Below are 21916 nucleotides of genomic sequence, written 5' to 3' on the forward strand. Positions count from 1 at the left end.
GCTAGTCCTCCTGTTCTTCGGTCGCCTCCTGGGCGTCTTCCTCGCTCAGCGCGTCTTCTTCGAAGGCGCCCAGCTCGGCCGCCTCTTCCTTGCTCACTTCGACCACCAGGCCAGGGGTGTTCAGGTCCAGAATTTTATCGCTCATTGTCGCTCTCCTTCTCGGTCACTCGTTCTTCGCGCAGCTTCACTTCCGGGGCCTGCTGGCCCTTGGATACGTTGCCGGCGACCTGGGTACGCACCTTGTCCATGAAACGTTCGCGGTCGGCCTCGTTGCTGAATTGCTTTTGGCTGAACTTCTCGGCCACCTTGATAGCGGCAACCTCGTTCACCAGGTCGGGATGCTCCCGGACCAGCTCTTTAGCATCGCGCTCCCGATCCTGGAGTGCTTCGGCCTTCACGTCCCATTTGTTGCGGTGCGTGTTGATTTGCTCGGTGCGAACCACCTTGCCTTGTTCATCCTTCACAGGACGGTTGACTGTCACCGGCTGGCGTCCCTGGTTCTCCAGCTCGACGGTATCCCCTTCCTTGGCGCCGCTTTCTTCCATGGCCCGTTCCAGGTCCACGCCCCAAGTGGTGCTTTTCTCGCCGTCCGCGTTCTCCAGGGTGACGTAGTAGCTTTCCCGGTTGTCCTTGTTGTGTTCGTAAGGGGCCTTGCCATGCTCCACTACCTTGCCCGCTAGGCGGTTGACCGGCTCGCTGGCCTGGGGCTCCTGGGTCGCTTGTGTGGCCTCCTGAGCCTGCCCTTGGGATTGGCTGGCCGCTTCCCTGGGCTTAGCCGCTTCCGGTTGCTGACGTGGCCGGCTCGGCTGTCCCTGGTTGGTCCGGGGCTGGTCTGCCTGCTCCCGCGCTTCGATTTCGTTTGGCTGGCGTTCGCTGGTCAGCTTCTTGAGTCGGGCCAGGTCTTCTTCGCGTGGCTTGTAGCCGCGCACCTCAAGTCCACGGGATGCAGCTTCCAGCCAGGCTTCGCGGCGGAAGTCCTGCGTTCCCTTCACCTGGAGTTCTGTCCAGCCTCGGGACTCGGCAATATCAACCATCGAACCGGCCACCTGGGCATTGCTCAGCTTGGTTTGCAGACGAGCGCCCTTGTCCACGAACGCCAGGGCATCGGGGCGGCCGGCGAAGTAATACTTGCCTTCCACCTCCACGTAGGACTTGGCCACCTTCTCGGGCACCACTGGCTTGAAGGTCGTCTGCTCCTGGTCCGCGAATGGGTCATCCTGCTGCGCGGCCGGCGCGGGCTTGCCGACTTGCAGGCTGGCCGGGTCTTGGCGGTTTTCACGGTCCTGCTGTTCGCGCCGCGCCTCGGTCCTTGCTTCTTCTTCGGCCAGCATATCTTTCAGCGACTGGCGGCGGCTGCTTTGGAGCCACTGACGGGCGTCGTTGTCGGCCTCGGATTCCTGCTTTTGCTCGATATGCGGCTCGATACTGTTCTCGCCGTCACCTTCCTGCAGATCGGCCGCGGCTTCCTCCTGGTCCACCTCCGGCGCTTGCTCCTGAACAGGTTCCGCCTCTTGCTCGACCGGCTCCAGGGCTGGCTGTTGAGCGCGTTCCTGGTCCTGTTCCTGGACAGGCTGGCTTTCTGCTTGCTCGATCAGGGCGGCCGCCCTGTCGTGCATCCGGTCATCGAGGGGCATTTGCTCGCGGATGCGGTGTTCCTGGTTCACCTCGGCGTTGAACTCGGCCACGAAAGCCGGCGAAGCCTGGACGCCACGGGTTGGCTGTTCGCCTTCCGCTTCCAGGTTGGTGTAGCTCGATGCAATCTCACCGCGTTGGTTATCGCGGATCGAGTATTCCTTATTGTGGTTCTGGTCCAGCGTCTGACGGGCGAAAGCGTCTCGAATGTCGTCAGTCTGATAGGCAGACTCACCAGCCTGGTTCACCAGCTCGAAGCGGCTACGCGGTGCCTCTTGGGTCTGCTCCTGTTCACGGTTGAGCCCCTGATTTACGTACCGCTCGAAGTTTTCGCTTATTACCGGGTCGTTAGTCTTCTCGTTCTTTTCTTCGCTCATGTTTTCCACCTTTGCGGACTGCGCCACGATTTGTTCGACTTGCTCCCGCACAGCATCGAGGCCGCGTGATTGATGCAGGTCGTTGAAGTCGGTCAGTCCGGCTTGTTTTTCCTGGTCGTTGAACTCTGGCACACGAAACGCGCCGCTGGTCAGCGCCGCCGCTTCTTCCGCTTTCTCGCGGCCCTTGTTCACCTTGTTGTCCCGGTCGTCGTCGCCTAGCACGATGTGCGAGCTGGCCGGGTATTTGTCTTTCAGCTTCTCGGCCACTCGCGGCAAGTTGCCGGCGTCCACAGTCATGACCACGGGACGGCCGGTGGCCTCGGCAATGCTGGCCGAAGTCGAATAGCCTTCCGCGTATAGGATCGGCTCGCCGTTTTGCAGCTCGCGGTCGCCTACCACGAAGTAGTTGCCGGTTTTCTGGCCGTTCTTCTTCAACGACTTGAAGCCCGTGCGGTCGATTCGTTGGAGCGTCCGAACCTCGTCATTCTCATTTTTCAACGGCAGCACCAGGCGGCCGCGCTTGTCCATTTTGGCACCAGGGAAAGGCTTCACGCCCTTGTTCTGCAAATATCCCTGGTCTGGCGTGGCGTCCGGCATGAGCGCGTAAACCTGGCCAGCGCGTCGGGCGTTGTGATCGTAGGAGCGTTCCTGTTTAGCCTGGCGTTCCATCTTTCGTTGGAGGGCCTGGGCGCGGAGGTGCGCTTGGGCTTCATGGTCCAGCTTCTGGCCCGTTGCTTTCCACTTCACCGGATCTTCATGAACCCGGTGATCTTGATACCAGCCGGCCGGGACTCCATCGAGGTATCCGACATAGACGCCGGTGCGTTGGCCGCGCTTGTCGTCCTGGGTCTTCACCCGATGCCGGCGCCCGTCCATTTCCGGGAGGCCATCGAGCACGAAACCTTCGGCCTCAAGGGTCCGGGCAAACTCCACCTGGGGGTCATTCTCGGCAGACGTGGAATTGGCCTTGGCCGGGTCTGGTGCCCACTGCGACACCTTGGACAGGTCGGCGCCTGGCTTGGCGTACCACAGCTTGTTGTCACCATCGAAGGTGATAGCGTTCGAGCCGTCCGGCAGCTTACCGGCCGCTTTTACCGCCTCGTCCTTTTCCTCGAAGGGCACCACCAGGTAAGTGTTTTTGTCGGCTATCTGTTCTTGTGCCATGCCCGCCTCCCTACGCTGCCATCACATCGAAGAAGTCATTAACCAGGGCGTCCATCGCCTCGTCGTCAATGTCGCCTTTCGGCACTTCGATTTTCGAAAAGTCACAACTGAAATTGTCCAGGTCCAGGCTGTCGATATTCTCAATGTCCTGGGCTGTAACGGGACGCTCGATCACCGTCCGATTGGCTTCCGACACAGCATTGGAACGAAAATCAAGTTCGCCCATCTTCCGGCTGCTCGGGTCCAGCTTCGGCACTTCCGGGCTGGGCCATTTGATGGCATCCGGGTCGCCTTGCTCCAGCGCCTTGAGGTTATTCCCCCGCTCGCTAAAGACCTTCTCCTTGTACCAGGTCACTTTCTCGCAGCGGATTGGCGGGGTGTTCTCCATGATGAGAATTTCCGCCTTTTCGCCAATGCCCTTCACTTCCTGGGGCAGCAACAGGGCGCGGCTATGGTCGCTTGCGTTTTCCGACCTGCTGGCTTTGCCGACCAGTTGGCGAGTCCGCGACTTGTTCTTGACCGTGGTCGTGCCCAACGTCTCCGAAATCTCTTTGGCCACTTTGATGTTCTTCGGCGCGAAGATGATTTGAAGCGCGTGGTTCTCCATGAAGGTTTCGGTAGCGTCGGCGCCGTAGACTTCTCGGAGCTGGGCCGGCGACTGGATGATGGGCAGCATCCGCAGCCCATAACCAGCGATATAGCTGATGCTCTTGGAAAGGATGCCGACTTTACCCATGGCCGTGAACTCGTCCGGCAGCAACAGGCACTGATATTTCAGCTCGGGATTCTGCTCGGGCAGCTCCCTGGTGTTCTGGTCGATCACCTGCTGGAAAAACAGGTTTATGAGAGGGGCCAGACGGTCCAGGTCATCGGGTGTGATCGCCACATAGACCGACATGCGCTTTTTGCGCAGGTCGCGCAGGTCGAAGTCGTTTTCTGCCGTGGCGGCGTCGATCATCGGGTTATAGAACAGCTCCAGGGCGGCCGTGAAGCCCTTGCGGACTGAGCCCCGCGTTTTGTCCGGGGTGTCCAAGTATTCTTTCAGCGCCAGGTAACATTCGCGGGACAGCGGGTTATCACTCTCCTGGCGTTCTTCGATGATTTCGGCCAGGCGTTCGTCGCCCATGGTGAGCTGACGCAGTGCCTCGCCCATGGTAACGGGCAGCTCGTCAGTCTCGATCAGATACAGCACGATGCCCAGCCACAGGGACCGCGCCGACGATTGCCAGATAGGTGCCTCGTTGTCGATCTTCGGGAACAGCATCTGGCCAATCTTCTGAATGTCGTTGATGCGGAACGCTGGATCGTCACTGATGTAATAGAGCGGATTCCAGCGGTGGGTCCGATGGTTTCGAGGCGCCAGGTTCAACAGGTAGCAGTCCTGGCCATGCGCGGAGCGAAAGCCGGACGTTATATCCCAGTTCTCTTGTTTGAGGTCGAGGATTACGGTTGAACCGCTCCAGGTCAGCAAGGTAGGTATAACCACACTCACGCCCTTACCGCTTCGCGTCGGTGCGGACATAAGCGCGTGTTGGTTTCCACCGTAGACCAGGAATCGTTTAGACAGGCCCATGAAGGACGTTTTTTGGCCGACTATGATGCCGTCATCGGCAAACAGACCGGCCTTTGCAATGTCCTTGGTAGTGGCCCATTTGGCATCGCCAAACAGTTTGCGCTTGGCGGGTGAGAAGATCACCAGGAGGGGAAGGCAGACCACTATCAGGCCCCCAAGGCCTGAAATGGTAAGCCAGGATTGTGTCGCCTTATCCTCGCCGTAGTAATACCAATATTGATAGAGAGTCCAAGGAGTGGCGGCACGGCCATCGAGGCCGGCCAGCTCCAGGTAGAAATAGCCGCTAAGCCATGCCCAGCCAACAATGGCGATAATGGGCACAGCCAGCAGTAACACAATTTTAAGCCATTTGGCGTCGCTTAAATTCAGGGTCATAGTAAATCTCCGTTACCACTCGCTTACCCCGCACGTTTTTAATCTGCACGATTATGTCAACGCACATGAAAAGCAGTTGTTTAATGTCTTCGCGGGTCATGGTCGCGCCGCTGCTTGATTCCTTGAGGAATAGCACTAGCTGTTCAATGGCCAGCTTTGCGCTGTTGGCGTGCATCGTGGTGATGCTGCCAGGGTGGCCACTGTTGACGTTGCGAAGGTAATAGAACGCTTCATCGCCCCGGATCAGCTCGGCCACAAAGATGCGGTCCGGCTTCATCCGCAGACTGCTTTCCAGCAGTTGTTGTTGAGTGATCGGAGACACGCCCTGGCCACCGGCCGAATAGAACAGGCTTGTGGTGTTCTGATGGGTCTTGTATAGGCCCAGCTCGTCCACGTTCTCGATGCTCAGCAGGCGTTCGTCTTCCGGGACCAGCTTCAACAGCGAGCGGAAAAACGTCGTTTTGCCGGACCCGGTAGAGCCAGACACGATGATGTTTTTCTTAGTGGCCACGGCCAGCTCCAGAAACTCCTTAAAGCGGCGGGCCTCTTTCAGCTCGATCAAGGTTTTTTCGTCCTTGCTCAGCTCGTCGGTGAAGTCCTCGCACTCGTCAAAGAACCCCTGTTCCTGGTAGTCCTGCAAAGTGAAGTCGATAGTTGACGGCTTTCGGATGGTCAGGCTGATACGGCCGTCCAGAGTCGCGGGCGGAACCGCGATCTGGATACGCTCCCCATCGGGGAGCGTGGCAGACAGTAACGGCTTGCGTTCGTCCAGGCTTTGGCCTGAGTAGGTCGCCGTCAGCTTGGCCAGGCGTTCACAACAGGCAAAGTCCAATGCCGGCACATCGTGGTAGGTCCAGCCTTTCCGGCTTTCGGTGATCACCTGGCCAGGCTTGTTCACCACGATTTCGGTGTTATCGGCGTCGTCCAGGAAGGGCCGGAGTACCCCCAGGTACTCCAGCAGTGACACCGCTTTGCGATCAATCGGCTTTGAGGTCATATACCCCCCTAAAATCGAGGTCACGCGCCACGAAGACGTTGATATGGTCGCCCTGGTGCTTGACCAGTGTCGGCGGAATGTTGATTGAGTTCTCCAGGGCAATGCTGGAAGCGTTCTTGGCTGCCTCGGCAGTGCCGCCGAACTGAATCTGGTTGCCGCCAGAACCGGAGTCTGACGCCTCGTTGGCCACGTAGGTGCCCACATCGTCGATCAGGCTAAGCATGATGGCCCCGCCGAAGCGTTCCCAAAAATGCGTATCCACGTAACCGGAATGGCCAGAGCGGCCCAGGGCATCGGTGCCCGGTGAATCGAGGTTGACCACTACGCCAGTAGGTGTCTCGATGCGATTCCACAGGACAAAGATTCGAGCCTGGCCACGTTGCAGGCCGCCTTTGTACTGGCCGACGATGCGCGAACCGCGTTCGAGCAGCAGCACCTTACCGCTTGTGCTGTACACGTCGCGGGTCAGACGGCAACTGGTCATGCCTGGAACGTCTGAGCTGATGGCCGTCTCCAGGGCGCAATCCAAGAACGTGCCTTTAGTCACGAACATATTGCGGTCTGCAATCAGGCTTGCCCGTGCCCCTTCAACTTGGGTTGGCTCCAGTGCGGCGCCCAGGCCGTCCGCTCGTTCAGCGTCGCCACCCATGCCGCCCATCATCGAACCACCGTTACCCTGGCCACTGGTTTGTTGTAGGGCCATTTGGCGGGCGCGTTCCTCGGCCGACATGCCAGACTGGCCACCTTGTCCACCACCCGACCGCGATACATTGCCAAACGCCAGCAGCGTAGACGACGCTTTCCGTTCTTGTGGTGTCGGCGGCTGGTCCTCTTGACGCCGGTTGTTGGTTGGGTAGCTAGGAGCAGGCGGCGGGGCCACCTGGCCGGTGCGGATGATTTCCGGTTGTTCCGGCTCGCTCCTGGTCGGTTCCGGGGGAGCGGGCGGCGCGGGCAGCTCAGGGGCAGGCCCCAGGCGATTGCCGATGGCATCGCTCGATGCCGGCGCTCGTTCTTCGGGCTTCTCGTCCGAGCTGAAACCACCATTCACGGCGATCAAGGCAAGCACCACCACAATGGCACCACCTACCGCGACCACCTTTTGCATCATCCCGCCGCTAGACTTGCCGCGCTGGTTGATGGACGGCATACCCCGGTCGGCATCATCCTGGACGCCTTCATGGTCCAGATCGTCTCTGTTCTCAGCCATCATTGACTCCCTCTAATTACTCGCTCAACGCCGGGGATCGTGGTTCCAGTGTCGTTTGTCACTCCTTCCGGGTCGTAAGATTCGTTGAAGATGCAGGCCACCGAATTGCCCTTGCGCATGACAAGTTGACGGGCAACCTTGTGAACCACGATGGTGTCCGGGTTTTCCGGGTCGATATGCGTGTTCACCAGACTTTCGGAACCATCCGGGTTCACAACGTAAATGGCCGGCATTTCGGCGTTATTGTCGAACGTCAGGAACGTGAACTGGTTGTTATCGAAAGCCTTGCTCGGTGTAACTTCCTCGGAGCCTTTGGCCCAATAGTTCCAGTTTGCCGGCACCGGGTTGTCAGACTGGTTCAAGCGGGCTTGCAGTCGCTGGGCTTCCGCCTCGCGCTCTTGTCGAGCGGCGATTTCATCGGGGTAACGGAAGTTGACCTGGAACAGCATATCGTTGGGGTGCGGGTGCGCCCCATTTTGCGACCAGTGCGCTGACAGCTCGAAGTTGTAAACGCGGCGTGACGTGATAACCGTCATGTTCGTGGTCGCATCATCACCCTTCGGCTTGATGAAAATGTGATTTCCGACCGGCGCCACTTCCCAGGCGTCTTTGTCGCCCATGGCAATTTGTTGGACCGTCTCGGACGGGCTGAATTGAATATGCGTGGAGAAGCCAAAATGGCCGACCAGTTGGACGACTTCCGCCGCCTTGTAGTCAATGAATCTCACGCGCTGATCCAGCGGCCCACCGTGTGGAATCTCCAGGGCGTAAGCGTTGCTACCGAACCCCAGGCAAACGGCCAACGCGATACCAGATAGTGATTTTGCTCGTATCATGTCAGCCTCCGATGCTTTCCTGGTCGTTGCGATACCCGACCACCTGGAAGCCAAGCGGGTTAAGCTGCCGGCTCTCGATGTCCATTGGCGAGTTCAGGTAGGTATAAGTCACCGTGGCCGCCCAATGGGTCAGCGGGCTGCGCTCCCCTGCCCTTTTCACCTGTTTGGTGTATCGAACCAGGGCCGTTGTGCGCGTTTCACCGTCCACCGTTTCGGTGTTGATGATGCTGATGGCTTTCAGGTTGGTTTCCACTTCGGTGTTGCGACCGTAGACGGAAACAGGCGCCCGCTGGTTCTGGCGCGGGTCGGTATATGCGGCATAGGCTTGTTGAACCGATGCGCTGGACATGAGGCCGACCAGGTTGCGGTCATACTCGCGGGTTTCCCACTGATAGCCCTCGCGGTGGCGGATATATTGGCCCAGCCAATATTTGTCCAAAGCCTCTTGAGCGCCTTCCTCTACTTCGCCGGCTGTATCGGTCAAAGTCGATACCACGTCCACCACGCCAGTGTTGTTATCGACGCGGATAACAAACGGTTCCACCGTTTTCAGGGGTGCCAAGCTGGCGAGCCCGATTGCTTCCAGAACGGCAATCACCGCGACAGCACCGACGATGCGCCACGCCCGTTTCTCCGACCGCTGAATGCGGTCTGTCTTGTCTTCGTCCCAACTGCGCGCCTCGTCAAAATACTGCTTTTCCAGGGCCGCCTTGGACGGCTTCTTTTCCTTGTTGGGCTCCATTAGTTACGGCCTCCATGTTCGGCGCGGCCGTGCTGAGCCTGGTAGTTCGGCTTCTGCGCGGCGCGGTGCGCGTTGATTTGCTCCTGAGTGAGCATTTCGGGGTTGATGGGCTGCATACCCTTCCCGTTGTCCTCGCAATGAGGCGGAGGCGGCACAGACGCACAGGCGCCCAGGGAAAGAGCCATTGCAACAACGCTTAGTGTTTTCAGGTTCACTCGAACTCTCCTTGATCAGTGTGTGTTGGCTTGATAATCAAAATATAGCATTTTGATTATCAAAACACAAAACTTTGATATGGGCTAAAGCCCAAAAAATTGCCAAATATGGGGAAATGGCCGCACCGGATGGTGCGGCGGAGTCCTTTCCCGTCAGTCCTTACATGCCAGTGATCGAGTTGCCGGAACCAAACCGCTTCTGATACGCGGCATAACCGGCCTTCGCGCCACGGTATGGGCTTGCAGCAGCACGGCCGGCATAACGAGCGTCGCGCTGCAAGCCGCGATACTGGCGGCGGATCGTGGAAGGACGCATGGCATTCATGGCGGACCCGATAGCGCCTTGCGTAGCCAGGGCCACGCCGCCACCGAGAGCGGAGGCAACAGAGGGAACCTGTCTTACCACCAGGATGCAGAGGGCAAAGACGATGCAGAGCATGGCCGCGTCGCCCAGGTTGGCCAAAGTGCTAGCGTCCGCGCCCATCATGGAGCTGATATAGGAATCAGCCAGGGAGGTCATTAGCTGGCCAATCGCTGCCGCCAGTATCAGGATGAATCCGAAGTTCATCACCATGCCTAGCCAGCTTTCAAAAAATCGCTGCGTGGTGTTGAACAGCAGCATGATGATGAACAGCGGGCCAATCGCCAGAAGGACCGTGGTCATGATCTTGCTTAACAGGATAAGGAACGCCACAACGAGAGAAAGCGCAGCACCAACGACCAGCACAATGATCGAGATAAGGTACATCCCGAAATTACCGTTCATGATGCCGCCCTTGTCCCAGGCTGCTTCTGACACCTCGAAAATCTTAGAAAAGAGACTATCCAGGGTCGCCGCTGACGTACCCGTGGGGGAGCCGGTAATCACCGAGGCGATGGTTTCCGGTCCTTTTGCCAGGAAGTCCACCACCAGGTCGGTGTAGGTGCCGACAGTCAGCCCCAGGGTAATGATGAAGCCAATTCGGAGGATACGGAAAACGCCATCCTGCAAAGGCTCGCTGGCCTTGCCGAACATCATCATGTAGCCCCAAATGGCAATCCAGATAATCAACAAGCTGGTGAATATGGGGGTTATAAACGAAATAATGTCCCCGGCGGTGCTGGTTATATACGTATCCAGCGCCTGATCCACCTTATCGAAAATCGCTTCAAACAGGTTGGTGGACGCCATGACAAATCCCCTTACCAGTTATTAACGTCGTGCAGGGAACCGGAGGAAAGCTGTTTTTCAGCTTCAAGCGCATTTGAACAATTCGGCGTATCTTTCAGCTCGCCGGGGTTGTTCGCGCATTCTTCCAGTGTTGCCTGGCGTTCGTTGTCGTGAGTTTTGAACCATTCCACGTCATGGACAGGGCCGGTTTCCTTGGTGTCGTCAAAGCACCCGGTCAGCGCGAAGCTGACCAGGGCCACGACTGCAAAATTTCGTGCGCACGAAAAATTCATATTCCCTCCTTACCAAGCTACTTCGCGTAGCTCGCCGGATGACTCGACGGTCATCTGCTGTACGCGCTGGTTGTGCATGGCCTGGTTGGCCTCGGCCTGAGAACGGAGCATGGACAGCTTGGCCATCTCGTTTTGCAGCATGACTTGTTCGGCGCCGATACGAGCCTGGAGGTCCAGGACGTCTTTCTGGTCAGGGCTGTTGTTGACCTCGGCCACCAAGCCGGTCAGCTCGCTGAAACGCTCCTGAGCTTGTTCCAGGGACTTTTGGGACTGGCCAAGCCAGGTCGCCGTGTTCTGGTTGCCGCTGTCGTACAGGTCCGCCACGTCGCCGGTCAGGCCGTGTTCGTTCGCCCCCCTGATACCGGCGTCATTCAACACCTGGTTAGGATCGACATTCACGGCAGTGTCATAGGCCGAGTCGATGACATTACCCAAGCCACGAACGCCGCTCATGCTGTCCAGCTCCTTGTTGGCCGTTTCGAGCTGGCTTTTCAGTTGCTCGATTTGGTTAAGCATGTGCTGAACCTGCAAAATCTGCTGGGTCAGGCTGGATACGTCGATAACGGGAATCCCGCCCGCCATAGCTGGTTGAGTGACGCCGATAGCAGTAGCGAGAAGCGCCGCGATAGTTGTTTTTCTCATGATGCAAACCTCCGTTGCTCGTGAAAGATAGGCAGCCAGACGGCCGGATCGTCGCCGTGCTGCTCGATGATTTGAGTCATTAGGTTGACGTTATCCGTGGTGCCGGAAATAACCGCCAACTCGTCGTCAAAACCTTTCAGGTTCAATTCAGCCACAACGCTGTTCTGGCCCTGCTTGACCAGGAAGCGACGGGAACCGGGTGCCATGTCTTCCTTGATCAGTTGAAATTCCCGCTCAGTCAGATGGAAACCATCGACGTAATCGGCCCGGTCCGCCTTCGGGTTAGGCATAAATACATAGGTTGCGCACTGCTCGATCAGCGAGTGGGCAATGGGTGAACGCAGCACGTCTTTAGGCGACTGAGTGCCATAGACCATGATGCCGTTCTGTTTACGGATAACCTTCTGCTTGTTCTGCGCCAGGTCCTCGAAATACTCGTCCAGGAGCAATTTCCAGAACTCGTCCATGAACATTTGGAAGCGGCGGCCGTCGATAAGCTGTTCAATACGGTGGAACAGATACATGACAACGGGCGTCCGTACTTCGGCGTTGTCCAGGAACTCCGTAACGTCGAAACCGAACATGGTGTTATTGTCGAAGTCCAGCGCGTCTTCCGGGTTGTCGAGAACCCAGCCCAGCGAGCCACCTTCACACCATTTAGCCAAGCGGGCATGGGGGCCGTTCTGAGATACCGGGTCCAGGAAGTCGAGGCACCGTCCTATCCGGCGCTTTTCCTTCGATAGCCCCATCACGCCGCGCACAGCCTTGTCGATTTCCTTTTCCTCCTGGTTGTTGAAACTGCCGCCGCAGATTTTCTTCACCAGGTCGGTAAGGAACAGCAAGTTGTCTTCGGTCGGCGCCAGTTGGAACGGGTTAAAACCAGTAGGCACACCGTTTTGAAGTGGCAGATAAACGCCACCACTGGCCCGCACGTAGATTTCCAGGCCTCGGTCTTTGTCGAAGATCACCTGAGTCGGATTGAACTTCTTGCTTTGCGACATAAGGAAGCCCTGGACCACTGTTTTACCGGAGCCTGACGGCCCGATAATCAGCGTGTTACCAAGGGCCTTCTGTTCTTCCTTGGCCTCCAGCTCCTTGAGAGCTGCCGCGCCCTTCTCGCGCTCCAGCTCGGCTTTTTTCCTCGCTTTGGAGCTGTCCAGCGCCTCATGAAAGTTGAAGTAGTACGGCGCCCCGGACGTGGTTTTGAACATCGTCACAGCCGGCCCCCACTGGTTGCCGGTCCGTTCGCCGGTCGGGTAGTTGTGGAAGCTGGAGAAGCCGGCAAAGTTGCGCGATGAAATAGGCGCAGGGCGCGGGCGATACTTGGCATTGCCTGGCAGTTGAGCCCAATAGGCAGCAGCCAGCGCCCAATCTTCACGGGCAACGACCATAGAGCAATCGGCCAGCTCGGAACGTGCCGCCGACAGGTTGCCGCGCAAGTCCCTGGCGTCTTCACCAAACACGGTCAGCGATAGGTGATGTTCCCCGTAGACGATACGACCAGAGGCCAGATCGTCCAGGCCATCGTCGATGGCTTCGACCTGAGACACGGCCAGATCGCCGGTTGTTTCCAGACGGTTTTTCTGGCGGCCCAGCAGCTCGATAGCGATAGCCTTGGATAGGAAATTGAAGCTCTGAGTTAGCACCAAAGGGAAAGGTGCCGACAGCAACGCATTCAGCAAACCCGCTTCGGTGCCCTCCGGGTATTCAGAAATACCCAGGACCGCGCCCATTCTGGAGTCCACAACGCCGCGCAGCTCGAAAGCATCCGCGCCGAAAAAAGGCCGCATCCTGGCCATGCACTCCGACAGCACCTTGCGAGGCAAAGCGCGGGGCATCCAATCACCATTCACCAGGAAGTCCAGGAACTCCAGAACCTCGGAATGGATTATGTCGTTACGCATGTATGTGCTAAGTACACGCGGGCCATAGCGATTAAGTGAACTGGTCGCAATCGAAACGATTTCGTCCAGCTTCTCGATGGCCTCGAATTGTTGTTGGTTCAGAACCTCTTTGTTCTTCTCCATCTTGGAAAAGAACCCCAGGGCTTTAGTGGCCGTTGGGCGGTAGACGATGGTCAAGTAAAGCTCGTTGACCATCATCTTGTTTTTGGTGACGTAGGCCGAATATTTGTCGTTCAGCCCCTTGTCGAAGTCCCCCGCGAACTCACCACCTGGAAAGATGGTGTTTTCACGGCGAACGATGTTTGTCCATAGCGCCACTTGAGGCGATGAAATATTGCGAAGCAGAATGTTTATCTGCTCCTTCCAGATTTCCACGTCTTCCGGGTCGGCGGACTCATGAGCCACGCCATCCAGCTTGATGACCTGGAGATAATCGCCGCCTTGAGTTTTGACGGTGTTTTCGTTTACTTGAGCCTGGTACGGAATGAACTCAGCCACCGAATTTTCACGGTGCCAAGGCACTTCCTGGACCTTTCTTTTTTCTGCCTTCACTTGGGCATCCTCCTTGTCGCGCGAGTGTTGACCATCGGACTCGCCGTTGATGCTCCCCAATGTCTCCAGCCAAGGGATTTCATCTTGGTGCCGACCCATAGCAAAAGCAGCCTGAACGTCCGAGGATCGCGCAGGCACAGCAGATACATAACGCCATGGATTGGCAGGTAGAGAAGCAACGTGAAGGGGTTGCCGGTCGCAATCATGAAGATTCCAACCAGGCCGCCCCCGATGATAATGCCGTCCAGGGTGACGCCCCACTTCATAGCGGGGCGCGTGGCGGCAACAAATAGCGGATCAGTGCCTGATGCCATCCCGACCTCCTGTTAGGATACGGCCGCGATAATCAGGTCAACGATGGTTGCACCGCCGAAGACCAGAACGATACCCGCGATGTACTTGCCGCAGGCTTCGCCAGTGATGCGTCCAGCCCATGCGAGATAACCGAGGATGGCGATGCCGATGATGGCAACGCTTCGGGCGATGCCGTTAGTGAGAAGGTCCAGGACCCAATCCACCCCTTCTTCAATGGGGTTGGCCATGGCAATTTCCGGGAGAAGTGCAAGGCAGGCCAAAAGCCAGACGTTAGCCATGACCTGACGGAATTTGCTAACTTTCTGGTTCCCCTTTGCCGCGTTTTCGTTCATTTTTTGCGCTTTCATTTTTGCTCCTTAGTTCCAACTGAATAACAGGCACTTGTCGATATTTGGTGTTTATATGTCGGACCAGCCGGTCTAGGCTGGCCCAGGTTCTAGGCTTTTTTCGCTGCGTCTCTAAAAGTTGCCGGCCCTCCTTCCATGTCAGGGTTACGTAGATTCGAAACTTGTTATCTTCCCCCTGGACGAGTGTCATACCCTTTACGGCCTTACTCTCCAGGTTGTCGATCAGCTCTTGTTCGCTGATTGCGTCGTGACTCATATCAAAATGTCCGCTTTTGTTAGACGATGCGGCACATTTTAATGATCTTTCGCGCTTTGTCGTTGGTTTCCTCATTGAGTCCTCATCCTTAAATCAAAGTATAGCACATTGATAATCAAAATGTACAACTTTGATTGCCGCCAAGCTCAAATCTTTGGCTTGCCACCCACGTTGTCGAACTTGGCGTCACAGGACGGGTATCCACTGCATGACCAAAAATCGTAACCCTTCTTGCCGGCGCCGGCCTTGTAGCGTCGGACCAGCTCCTTGCCGCACTTAGGACAGGGCGTGTCTGCCACTTGGCGCGGCTTCCGCTTCCCTGGCTTGCCCCCGGCGTCTGGCAGCGTGGTGTCACAGTCGGGGTATCCGCTACAGCCCCAGAAGTAGCCTTTTCCGCCTTTACGGCGAAACAGGGCCTTTCCACAGTTGGGGCAAGGATGCTCTGGCGCAGCATCGACCTTCATGCCGCCCAACTCTTGTTCCAGGCTGTTATGGACCACGCTCACCACTTCGCGGTAGCTGGAGCGGCCTTCGGCCACTTGGTCCAGCCTGGCTTCCATGTCGCGGGTAAAGTCGTACTCGATGAAGCTAAAACGGCTGTTCACCAGGGCGTCGATCACCAGGGCGCCGGTATCGGTCGGCACCAGGTACTTGCCGGCCTTGTCGTAATCGACGTATCCCCTGGAAATGATGTTCTGCATGATGGCCGCGTAGGTGGAAGGCCGCCCGATCCCCAGGCGCTCCAGCTCCTTGATCAGCTCGGCTTCGGTGAAACGAGAAGGGGCGCGGGTTTTCTTCGCCAGCACTCTGCCAGTCTCGGCATCGAGCTGTTGGCCTGGCTCAAGGTGAGGCACCGGGTTGTTGGCCCCTTCCTTGTCCTTCTTCTTGTCGTCGTCGCTTTCGGTGTCGTCCTCGTAAATGGCTCGCCACCCTTCATAGACTAGGGCGCGGCCCTTACCGATGAAATCCACGGGCTTGCCATCGAGGCCATCGACGGCGCGAAGGCGAACCGTCCGCACCGCATACCTGGCCGCCGCCAGTTGACAGCCCAGGGCGCGTTGCCAAATCAGCTTGTAGATCGCTTGTTGCTCGGGCGTGTCGCCGGCTTCTTCCACGTCAAAGTGTGTTGGGCGGATGGCTTCGTGCGCTTCCTGAGCGTCGCCTTTCGCCTTCCATGTCCGGGGCTGGTCCACCATAGGCAGGCCCTTGGCCTGGCAGACCTGGTAAATCTCGATCAGGGCATCATCGGACAGGTTGGGGTTGTCCGTGCGCATGTAGGTGATCAGACCCTGTTCATAGAGCTTCTGCGCGGCCTCCATGGTGGCCTTCGGCTTCATCCGCAGTTTGTTGGATGCGGCCTGTTGCAGCGTTGACGTGATGAAGGGAGCAGGCGGCGCCTTGCTTTCTTCCTTTTCCTCGCAGTCCAGGACTTCAACCTGGCGCAGCGCGGCCGCTCGATCAGCCAGTGACTTGTCCAGCAGGTACTTTTGACCTTCCGGGAGAAACGGCCGGGTATCCCAATCAGCGGTCCAGTCCCCGAAGCCGAGCTGGGCACCGAAGTGGCTTGTAGGCTTGAACGCCTGGATAGCGCGTTCACGCTCCAGGACGATGCGGACGGCGGGGGATTGAACACGACCAGCGGAAAGTCCGCGCCGGCCGGCCATGTCGCCCAGCTTTGGCGACACCATATAGCCCACCAGGCGGTCCAGAACGCGCCGGCCTTCCTGAGCCGCCACCATCTTAATGTCGATCCCTGACGGGCTCGCTATGGCCGTTTTGATGGCCTTTGGCGTGATTTCCGCAAAGCGTATGCGCTGGGGATTGTCCAGGCGCAAAGCCTGCTTGAGGTGCCAGGCGATGGCCTCCCCTTCGCGGTCCAAGTCGGTTGCCAGATAAACAGCGTTGGCTCGCTCGACGGATTTTCGCAGTTTGGCCAGTACGTCTTTGCCGCGCTCGGTCGGCACGTACTTGGGTTTAAAGTCGGGCGCTTCCACGCCCATTTCACGTTCCGGCAGGTCACGGACATGGCCGACACTGGCCTGTACGTCCCACCCTTGTCCCAGGATTTCGCGGATTTTTTTAACCTTCCCTGGAGACTCAACAATAACTAGATTCATTGGTCCTCCCTACCGTCAGCCAAGACGGTTTCCCCGGCGCCGCCGTTGGCGAACACGTCCCAGGATTGCGTCTGACTCAGTTCACCGTCCTGAGCCTTGCCGTAAATGTCCCAGGCCTTTGCCTCGGGACGGCGCTCAGCCTGGACGCGAACAGGCGCGGCCTGGTTGCCACTGCCCCCGTTGTTGATTGAGGCGTAAAAGGTGTGGTCCTGGATCACCGCCGAAGGGGTAGAGCCGCCGAAGTGGGTCAGCCCCTCGGAAACCTTGCCGGCCGCTTCACGCTGGGCCACCACGTCCGGGTTCTGGAAGAACAGGGCGCCATTGGTGAGGTCAGGCAGTCGCCCTTCCATGGCCAGGTTGATGATCGTATCGACGCGGGTTTGTTGAGTAGGCGACAGGGCCGGCAGCTTTCGCCACCCTCCTGCCGAGTGGACCGGCTCAAACTGGCGTGGGGCATTGACGACCGCTGTCACGGTGTTGCCCCACTGGCCACTGATTAGCCGGTTGATGATGGTGTAAACGACGCCAGCAAGACCGCTGTCCCCCTGGTTCGCCGCCTCCGCGAATGCTACGCGAGCGATGGCGTCCCGGTCCTCGTTGCTCAACTCGACCGACTGGAGGTTGGCTTGGTAGTCGGCCGCGGCCGCCTCACAGTCTGCCGGACTGATTGGCGTCTCAGGTTGGGGAGCAGCCCCGGACAGGGCCGCACAGGTGGCGAGAATGGCGAACAGGTCCATACCGCCCCCTTAACGCCAATAGTAAGTGTCGCCGGCCTTCGCGCCGTCGATGAACACATCAACATAACGGTACGTGCCAACGCAGTAGCGCGGGGTGCGATTGCCGTCGCGGTCAACCCGGCAGCGGGTGCCCTTCATATAGCGAGACGGGACCGTTTCCCAGGACACACATTCGCGGTCATCACGCCGGTAGCGGTAACTGCTGCAAACTCGATGTTCGGCAATCAGCGCCGCATAGTTGTAGTTGTACGACATTTGGCTGCCGCTCCCGTCCTGAACAGCGCAGGAGCTGAACGAGGGAAGCGGGCTTTTCATGTCTTTGACGCGATCAATCATGGCCGAGTGCGCAGCACCGCAACCAGATGGAAAGCCTCCAGGCAAACAAATCCAGATAGCGCATTCATCTTGCGACGCCGCGAGGGCAGATGAAGGGGCGAAATAACCGCCAAATGACGCCAGGACAAGACTAGCGGTAGCCAATAGCTTTTTTGGGTTCATTCTTCAATCTCCATATTGATCAGACCGACACGCATCATACTTTAATATGCTGCATCTTGAAAATCAAAATATAGCATTTTGACGCCACAAGGCAAGGGAATGTCCAATTTCCTACCCAGTCTTTGCCGATGTCTTACATTCCCTGTACGTAATCTCTTACAGCTAAATAAGGACGCCATGAAGTGATGGGACGCCGCTCCTAGAGCGGTCGGGGGGATCATGCCACAGCATGATTGCAAAAGCAGGCGGTCCAGGTGAGCAGTTTTCACGGGGTTTGTGAACCGCGTTCAGGTACGAAAATTTCGTGCGCACGAAGAAAAAAGGCTTGATATAATACCGCTACTGTATTATATTAATCATATCCGCAGCGGGCACCACCACTTAGTCCGGCGGATATTCAACCCTTTGACTATGAGGACTACGAAATGCAAACCCTTTTTTATTTCAACAATGTATCTCAGTTGAGCGACTTTGAATCGTTCGAGGTAAAGCCGGTTTCAGGCGGTCATTCAGACGCGCCGAAACAGGACGAAGAACCTAAGTTCTGGTCCGTTATTGGCACCTTGAAGGAAGAAAAGGCGGAAGGCCTCCAGGGCCGCCAGTTCCCCGTCGCGGACCTCCCTACGGAGCTTTACGCGGGGCTGTTTGCGAACCTTTGCGAACAGATCACTGGCAAGGCTTAAACAACAAAGGAGGGCGGGAAAACCGCCCTCCCCTGGAGGAATAACCGATGAGTAAACAAACTGAGCAGGTATTGAGTGCCTTCCAGAGCGGCCAGCGCGTGAAGCTGGGCAGTATGAGCGGGAAGGCTTTTGGCAAGCTGATGAACGAGCTTAGGGAGTTCAGAGAGCGCCAGGAAGCGGCGTAGAGAGGTTGGCCCCGGTAGACCACCACGCCTTGCCGGGGCCGGCCGTCCCTTCGACTATGAGGACTACGGCTTTAGTAATTATGCCATTGACACGAAGGTGAATCCATTGAAAGCGACAGAGCAACACAAGCGCCGGGTCGGAAAGCCCCAAACCGTAAAGCCGGAGGCGCCGAACCTGGTCAGCTCCTGGCGAGCGATCGTTACCCGCACGGGCACCCTGACGGAGGCCCTGGAGACGATGAACGCCGCCCTGGGCATGAAACTGACCCATTCCCGCATCACAGAATGGGAACGGGAAGAAAAGGCCCCAAGTACCCGTGTGGTCAACTACATGCTGGCCACGGTCGTGCCGGCGCTACTCCTTGACCAGGGCCTTAACGAAAACAAGGTCCGAGAGCTCGCGGGTAAAGTCCGCGTCCCTGGTCTTTAAGGGGGTGGCATGAGCGAAGGCAAACGCCCGGAACGGGCGCCCTGGAACGACTTTCCCCCTGTCATCCGAAACGGCGACCTCAAGGAGCTGGAGCGCGAACCGGAGTATCAGGCCGCGAAAGCGGGCGACCAGTCCGCCGCCCTGGACATGGCCGAACGCTTGGTGCGTCCCGAGACAGTGGAGGCCATCCGTGAAGTGGTAGGCGACCGCCCCGCCAAGATCGTGCCGGTATTGGCCAGGGAGGCGGCAGGGAATAACAAGATACCGCTGGCCACAGCCGAAGTCCTGGGGGACCGCCTGGGGCTGGAAGTAGAATACAACATCGTGCAGGCCGAAAAGGTCGGGCGTACCAACAAGGGCGCCGATCACCGACTGGCCATGAATCCGACTTTTGACGGTGCCGTGGAGCCAGGCCGGCCCTATGTCCTGGTGGACGATACCCTGTCCATGGGCGGGACTATATCGAGCTTGCGCGGCTATATTGAAAACAGAGGCGGCCAAGTGCTGGGCGCGGCCGTGATGACGGCACACCCTGGCGCTGTAGACCTGGCCGTAAAGCCTAAAATGTTGGCCGACATAGAACGTAAGCATGGCCAAGCAATGAACAACTACTGGAAGGAGGAATTTGGTTATGGCATCGAGCAGCTCACCCAAGGCGAGGCTGGACACCTCAGAAAGGCACCAACGGTTGACGCCATCCGAGATCGAATCACTGCGGCAAGAAATGCAGCAGGCTGGGCAATGGATGAAAGCCGAGCTGGCCAAACGCCGGCAACAGAAAGCGAAAGCGTGAAGCGGGGGCCACACCAGGACAAGGCCGACGCCTTCAAGCAGCTTTCGAGCAAGGAGTTACTGGAGCAATACCCCAACGATCCGGCCATCGAGGCCGCAACCGCTGTTCAGGCCGTCGCTGATAAGTTCGCACTGGAGCAAATCCCCGACAAGGACAACCGCGACCGCTTCCTGGAGGGCGTCCGCGACCGTATCGCGGACAACCTGGAGCATGGACGAGATAATACCGCCCCTCGCATCCTGGACGACCGTAGCCAGGGCCACGACGACCAGGAACGTTGATCACTCCCCTTCCGAGGCTTTGGCGGCCTTGTGTGCCGCCCACACCCGTTTCACGGTCGCTTCACCACAGCCAACCAAGTGCGCAGTGTCCGCTATAGACTCGCCGCGACTACGCAGGGCAACGATTCTGGCGTGCATCTTGGAGTCTGGACGCCGGCCGGTGAAGCGCCCGGCCTCCTTGGCCAGCTCGATGCCCTGGCGCTGCCGTTCTCGCCTGTCCTCGTAATCGTCTCGGGCCGTTTGCAGGGCGACCCGCAAAAGCATTTCCTGGACCGACTCCAGGACGATGCGCGTCACCCCGGTGGCGTCTTCTACCAGGTCGGAAAGATCGACCACACCAGGCACGGCCAGCTTGGCCCCCTTCCCTTTGATGGCCTCGATCAGCTTTTCCGCTTCGGGAAGGGGCAGCCTGCTGATGCGGTCCATCTTTTCAGATATGACCACCTCACCCGGTTGCAAGTCGTCAATCATGCGCAGCAGCTCGGGCCGGTCGGCGCTCGCGCCGGAGGCCTTTTCTCGGTAAACGCCGGCAATGTGATACCCGGCCGCCTTCGCGTCCTGGACGATAGCCGCCTGCCGCGTTAGGTCCTGATCTTTGGTGCTGACCCGTTGGTAAATCCGGGCCACCTTGATTGTCGAGACGGTCATTAGATGGCTCCCTGGTTTATGGCCATGATGGCCACGGTAATAGCGACCAGGTGGAGCGGATACCAAGAGAGACGCAGACCCCGAGGCAATGCAGGAACGGCGGCGCCCTCAAAGGACAGAGACGGTGCCAGGAGAACGGCACAGCCAGCGGCGCAACTGATGGCCATGTGAAGCGGTGAGCCGCCATTGATCACCGCACACAGCGCCAGGGCTGGAAGCATGGCCGTGACACGCTGGTGATTGCGGAAGGCGTAGACGAACGCCGGCACCAGGAGCAGTCCCAATATCTGGTATTCGACAAACGGGCTGACCACGGCGGCCAGAAGGAACAACACAACGCCGGTGGCCATCCTGGTGCGTCGATCCTTCACCTGGTCTAGGAGAACGACCGCAAGCAGCCCGAAAGCCAGGGTAAAGCAGATATTGAGCCTGTCCGGCGTCACTACCCAGGCGTAAGGAACCTGGCTGATGGCCCCGATCAGCAGCAGGCGCAAACCGTACCGCACCGGCCGGCGCGTATTGTGCAGCAGATGCCAGGCCACCATGCCGGCGAACACCGGGAAGGCAATCCGGCCGATGGCCAGCGCCCAGGGCACGAAAGCAGATTCTGGCCAGACGTACTTAGTGACATGCTCCAAGGTCATCGTCAGAACCGCGAACCACTGCGCGAGCGGCACCCAGGCATTGGATTGTGTGGAGCGGCTTAGAGCCGCGCCGGAGTTCGCCAATCCATCATTCATGCTCAAACCTCGCTATCAGTTTAAGCAGCTCCTGGTCCGTGGTTTCGTCCAGGCAATCATTCAATTCATACCAAAGACTTGCCGGGCACAGCTCTTTTGCCTTGGCTTCCAGTTCTTCGCGTTTCATGGGGCGGTCCTTAGTGGCTCAAATAGGTTTAGGTATTTGAGCCCATTCTATCAAAGTCAGCTCATTAGGCAATAGCATAGTTAAATGAGCCACCCAATAA

General features: G+C 58.1%; 24 protein-coding genes. 4 read left to right on the forward strand and 20 right to left on the reverse strand.

The genetic code is table 11. The features are described 5' to 3' along the window. Position 1: 1 nt before the first annotated feature. The 17 genes from R8N49_RS22230 to R8N49_RS22310 form a co-directional block, all read right to left on the reverse strand. Positions 2–145 carry a conjugal transfer protein TraD gene (locus tag R8N49_RS22230; protein ID WP_112777810.1) on the reverse strand — a complete coding sequence of 48 codons (144 nt, stop codon included), beginning with the start codon at positions 143–145 and terminating at the stop codon, positions 2–4. After that, positions 135–3173 (reverse strand): LPD7 domain-containing protein, encoded by a 3039-nt coding sequence (locus tag R8N49_RS22235; protein ID WP_114320491.1) that lies wholly within the window; start codon positions 3171–3173, stop codon positions 135–137. Before R8N49_RS22235 ends, R8N49_RS22230 begins: the two co-directional genes overlap by 11 nt. Positions 3174–3183: 10 nt before the next feature. Beyond that, complete coding sequence (locus R8N49_RS22240; RefSeq protein WP_012850347.1) at positions 3184–5121, reverse strand: type IV secretory system conjugative DNA transfer family protein; 1938 nt, start codon at positions 5119–5121, stop codon at positions 3184–3186. Continuing rightward, positions 5087–6118, reverse strand: coding sequence for a P-type DNA transfer ATPase VirB11 (virB11, locus tag R8N49_RS22245; RefSeq protein WP_112777808.1), 1032 nt, complete (start codon positions 6116–6118; stop codon positions 5087–5089). The genes R8N49_RS22240 and virB11 overlap by 35 nt, the downstream gene beginning before the upstream one ends. Then, on the reverse strand, positions 6099–7325 hold the full coding sequence (virB10, locus tag R8N49_RS22250) for a type IV secretion system protein VirB10 (RefSeq protein WP_112777807.1): 1227 nt from the start codon (positions 7323–7325) through the stop codon (positions 6099–6101). Before virB10 ends, virB11 begins: the two co-directional genes overlap by 20 nt. Next, the gene (gene virB9, locus R8N49_RS22255; RefSeq protein WP_071818559.1) at positions 7325–8161 is read right to left on the reverse strand and encodes a P-type conjugative transfer protein VirB9; all 837 of its coding nucleotides are present in this window, start codon (positions 8159–8161) and stop codon (positions 7325–7327) included. Before virB9 ends, virB10 begins: the two co-directional genes overlap by 1 nt. A 1-nt stretch (position 8162) precedes the next feature. Further along, positions 8163–8903, reverse strand: a complete 741-nt coding sequence (locus tag R8N49_RS22260; RefSeq protein WP_114320492.1) for a virB8 family protein — start codon at positions 8901–8903, stop codon at positions 8163–8165. Continuing rightward, entirely contained in the window at positions 8903–9118 is a 216-nt protein-coding gene (locus R8N49_RS22265) for a hypothetical protein (protein WP_114320493.1), read from the reverse strand. Before R8N49_RS22265 ends, R8N49_RS22260 begins: the two co-directional genes overlap by 1 nt. A gap of 160 nt (positions 9119–9278) precedes the next feature. Further along, complete coding sequence (locus R8N49_RS22270) at positions 9279–10289, reverse strand: type IV secretion system protein (protein ID WP_112777804.1); 1011 nt, start codon at positions 10287–10289, stop codon at positions 9279–9281. Between the two features lie 11 nt (positions 10290–10300). Next, positions 10301–10561 (reverse strand): EexN family lipoprotein, encoded by a 261-nt coding sequence (locus tag R8N49_RS22275; RefSeq protein ID WP_112777803.1) that lies wholly within the window; start codon positions 10559–10561, stop codon positions 10301–10303. A 9-nt stretch (positions 10562–10570) separates the two neighbouring features. Further along, on the reverse strand, positions 10571–11203 hold the full coding sequence (locus tag R8N49_RS22280) for a type IV secretion system protein (protein WP_112777802.1): 633 nt from the start codon (positions 11201–11203) through the stop codon (positions 10571–10573). Further along, a complete protein-coding gene (locus R8N49_RS22285; protein ID WP_220237493.1) occupies positions 11200–13659 on the reverse strand; it encodes a VirB4 family type IV secretion/conjugal transfer ATPase in 2460 nt (819 codons plus the stop codon). Before R8N49_RS22285 ends, R8N49_RS22280 begins: the two co-directional genes overlap by 4 nt. After that, on the reverse strand, positions 13656–13973 hold the full coding sequence (locus tag R8N49_RS22290; RefSeq protein WP_041692616.1) for a type IV secretion system protein VirB3: 318 nt from the start codon (positions 13971–13973) through the stop codon (positions 13656–13658). Before R8N49_RS22290 ends, R8N49_RS22285 begins: the two co-directional genes overlap by 4 nt. Positions 13974–13985: 12 nt before the next feature. Next, positions 13986–14321 carry a TrbC/VirB2 family protein gene (locus tag R8N49_RS22295; protein WP_220237494.1) on the reverse strand — a complete coding sequence of 112 codons (336 nt, stop codon included), beginning with the start codon at positions 14319–14321 and terminating at the stop codon, positions 13986–13988. Positions 14322–14723: 402 nt separating this feature from the next. Next, on the reverse strand, positions 14724–16694 hold the full coding sequence (gene topA, locus R8N49_RS22300; protein ID WP_012850362.1) for a type I DNA topoisomerase: 1971 nt from the start codon (positions 16692–16694) through the stop codon (positions 14724–14726). Then, entirely contained in the window at positions 16691–17431 is a 741-nt protein-coding gene (locus R8N49_RS22305; RefSeq protein WP_114320494.1) for a cell wall hydrolase, read from the reverse strand. Before R8N49_RS22305 ends, topA begins: the two co-directional genes overlap by 4 nt. 9 nt (positions 17432–17440) lie before the next feature. Then, positions 17441–17929, reverse strand: a complete 489-nt coding sequence (locus R8N49_RS22310; protein WP_012850364.1) for a hypothetical protein — start codon at positions 17927–17929, stop codon at positions 17441–17443. Between the two features lie 425 nt (positions 17930–18354). Here R8N49_RS22310 and R8N49_RS22315 point away from each other — a divergent pair, with 425 nt between their 5' ends. From R8N49_RS22315 to R8N49_RS22330, 4 genes are all read left to right on the forward strand, one after another. Further along, the gene (locus R8N49_RS22315) at positions 18355–18612 is read left to right on the forward strand and encodes a hypothetical protein (RefSeq protein ID WP_114320495.1); all 258 of its coding nucleotides are present in this window, start codon (positions 18355–18357) and stop codon (positions 18610–18612) included. 47 nt (positions 18613–18659) lie between these two features. After that, on the forward strand, positions 18660–18797 hold the full coding sequence (locus R8N49_RS22320) for a hypothetical protein (RefSeq protein ID WP_012850366.1): 138 nt from the start codon (positions 18660–18662) through the stop codon (positions 18795–18797). Positions 18798–18894: 97 nt separating this feature from the next. Then, on the forward strand, positions 18895–19227 hold the full coding sequence (locus tag R8N49_RS22325) for a hypothetical protein (protein WP_069971685.1): 333 nt from the start codon (positions 18895–18897) through the stop codon (positions 19225–19227). A gap of 9 nt (positions 19228–19236) precedes the next feature. Further along, positions 19237–20301 carry a phosphoribosyltransferase gene (locus R8N49_RS22330; protein ID WP_114320496.1) on the forward strand — a complete coding sequence of 355 codons (1065 nt, stop codon included), beginning with the start codon at positions 19237–19239 and terminating at the stop codon, positions 20299–20301. On the opposite strand, the gene R8N49_RS22335 is transcribed toward R8N49_RS22330, so the two are convergent. From R8N49_RS22335 to R8N49_RS22345, 3 genes are read right to left on the reverse strand one after another with little or no spacing between them, the layout of a single operon-like run. Next, entirely contained in the window at positions 20302–20949 is a 648-nt protein-coding gene (locus R8N49_RS22335; protein ID WP_012850369.1) for a recombinase family protein, read from the reverse strand. Continuing rightward, positions 20949–21689 carry a TraX family protein gene (locus R8N49_RS22340; protein WP_114320497.1) on the reverse strand — a complete coding sequence of 247 codons (741 nt, stop codon included), beginning with the start codon at positions 21687–21689 and terminating at the stop codon, positions 20949–20951. Before R8N49_RS22340 ends, R8N49_RS22335 begins: the two co-directional genes overlap by 1 nt. Then, positions 21682–21816, reverse strand: coding sequence for a hypothetical protein (locus R8N49_RS22345; RefSeq protein ID WP_012850371.1), 135 nt, complete (start codon positions 21814–21816; stop codon positions 21682–21684). Before R8N49_RS22345 ends, R8N49_RS22340 begins: the two co-directional genes overlap by 8 nt. Positions 21817–21916 lie beyond the last annotated feature (100 nt).

It is taken from the genome of Vibrio sp. 1978 (assembly GCF_033344345.1).

Coding starts and splice junctions, on each gene's coding strand:
- R8N49_RS22230 (WP_112777810.1), bottom strand. CDS start 145: ATGAGCGATAAAATTCTGGACCTGAACACCCCTGGCCTGGTGGTCGAA.
- R8N49_RS22305 (WP_114320494.1), bottom strand. CDS start 17,431: ATGGACCTGTTCGCCATTCTCGCCACCTGTGCGGCCCTGTCCGGGGCT.
- R8N49_RS22295 (WP_220237494.1), bottom strand. CDS start 14,321: ATGAAAGCGCAAAAAATGAACGAAAACGCGGCAAAGGGGAACCAGAAA.
- R8N49_RS22340 (WP_114320497.1), bottom strand. CDS start 21,689: ATGAATGATGGATTGGCGAACTCCGGCGCGGCTCTAAGCCGCTCCACA.
- R8N49_RS22280 (WP_112777802.1), bottom strand. CDS start 11,203: ATGAGAAAAACAACTATCGCGGCGCTTCTCGCTACTGCTATCGGCGTC.
- topA (WP_012850362.1), bottom strand. CDS start 16,694: ATGAATCTAGTTATTGTTGAGTCTCCAGGGAAGGTTAAAAAAATCCGC.
- R8N49_RS22270 (WP_112777804.1), bottom strand. CDS start 10,289: ATGGCGTCCACCAACCTGTTTGAAGCGATTTTCGATAAGGTGGATCAG.
- R8N49_RS22290 (WP_041692616.1), bottom strand. CDS start 13,973: ATGGCATCAGGCACTGATCCGCTATTTGTTGCCGCCACGCGCCCCGCT.
- R8N49_RS22260 (WP_114320492.1), bottom strand. CDS start 8,903: ATGGAGCCCAACAAGGAAAAGAAGCCGTCCAAGGCGGCCCTGGAAAAG.
- virB9 (WP_071818559.1), bottom strand. CDS start 8,161: ATGATACGAGCAAAATCACTATCTGGTATCGCGTTGGCCGTTTGCCTG.
- virB11 (WP_112777808.1), bottom strand. CDS start 6,118: ATGACCTCAAAGCCGATTGATCGCAAAGCGGTGTCACTGCTGGAGTAC.
- virB10 (WP_112777807.1), bottom strand. CDS start 7,325: ATGGCTGAGAACAGAGACGATCTGGACCATGAAGGCGTCCAGGATGAT.
- R8N49_RS22240 (WP_012850347.1), bottom strand. CDS start 5,121: ATGACCCTGAATTTAAGCGACGCCAAATGGCTTAAAATTGTGTTACTG.
- R8N49_RS22315 (WP_114320495.1), top strand. CDS start 18,355: ATGCAAACCCTTTTTTATTTCAACAATGTATCTCAGTTGAGCGACTTT.
- R8N49_RS22345 (WP_012850371.1), bottom strand. CDS start 21,816: ATGAAACGCGAAGAACTGGAAGCCAAGGCAAAAGAGCTGTGCCCGGCA.
- R8N49_RS22275 (WP_112777803.1), bottom strand. CDS start 10,561: ATGAATTTTTCGTGCGCACGAAATTTTGCAGTCGTGGCCCTGGTCAGC.
- R8N49_RS22330 (WP_114320496.1), top strand. CDS start 19,237: ATGAGCGAAGGCAAACGCCCGGAACGGGCGCCCTGGAACGACTTTCCC.
- R8N49_RS22310 (WP_012850364.1), bottom strand. CDS start 17,929: ATGAACCCAAAAAAGCTATTGGCTACCGCTAGTCTTGTCCTGGCGTCA.
- R8N49_RS22335 (WP_012850369.1), bottom strand. CDS start 20,949: ATGACCGTCTCGACAATCAAGGTGGCCCGGATTTACCAACGGGTCAGC.
- R8N49_RS22235 (WP_114320491.1), bottom strand. CDS start 3,173: ATGGCACAAGAACAGATAGCCGACAAAAACACTTACCTGGTGGTGCCC.
- R8N49_RS22320 (WP_012850366.1), top strand. CDS start 18,660: ATGAGTAAACAAACTGAGCAGGTATTGAGTGCCTTCCAGAGCGGCCAG.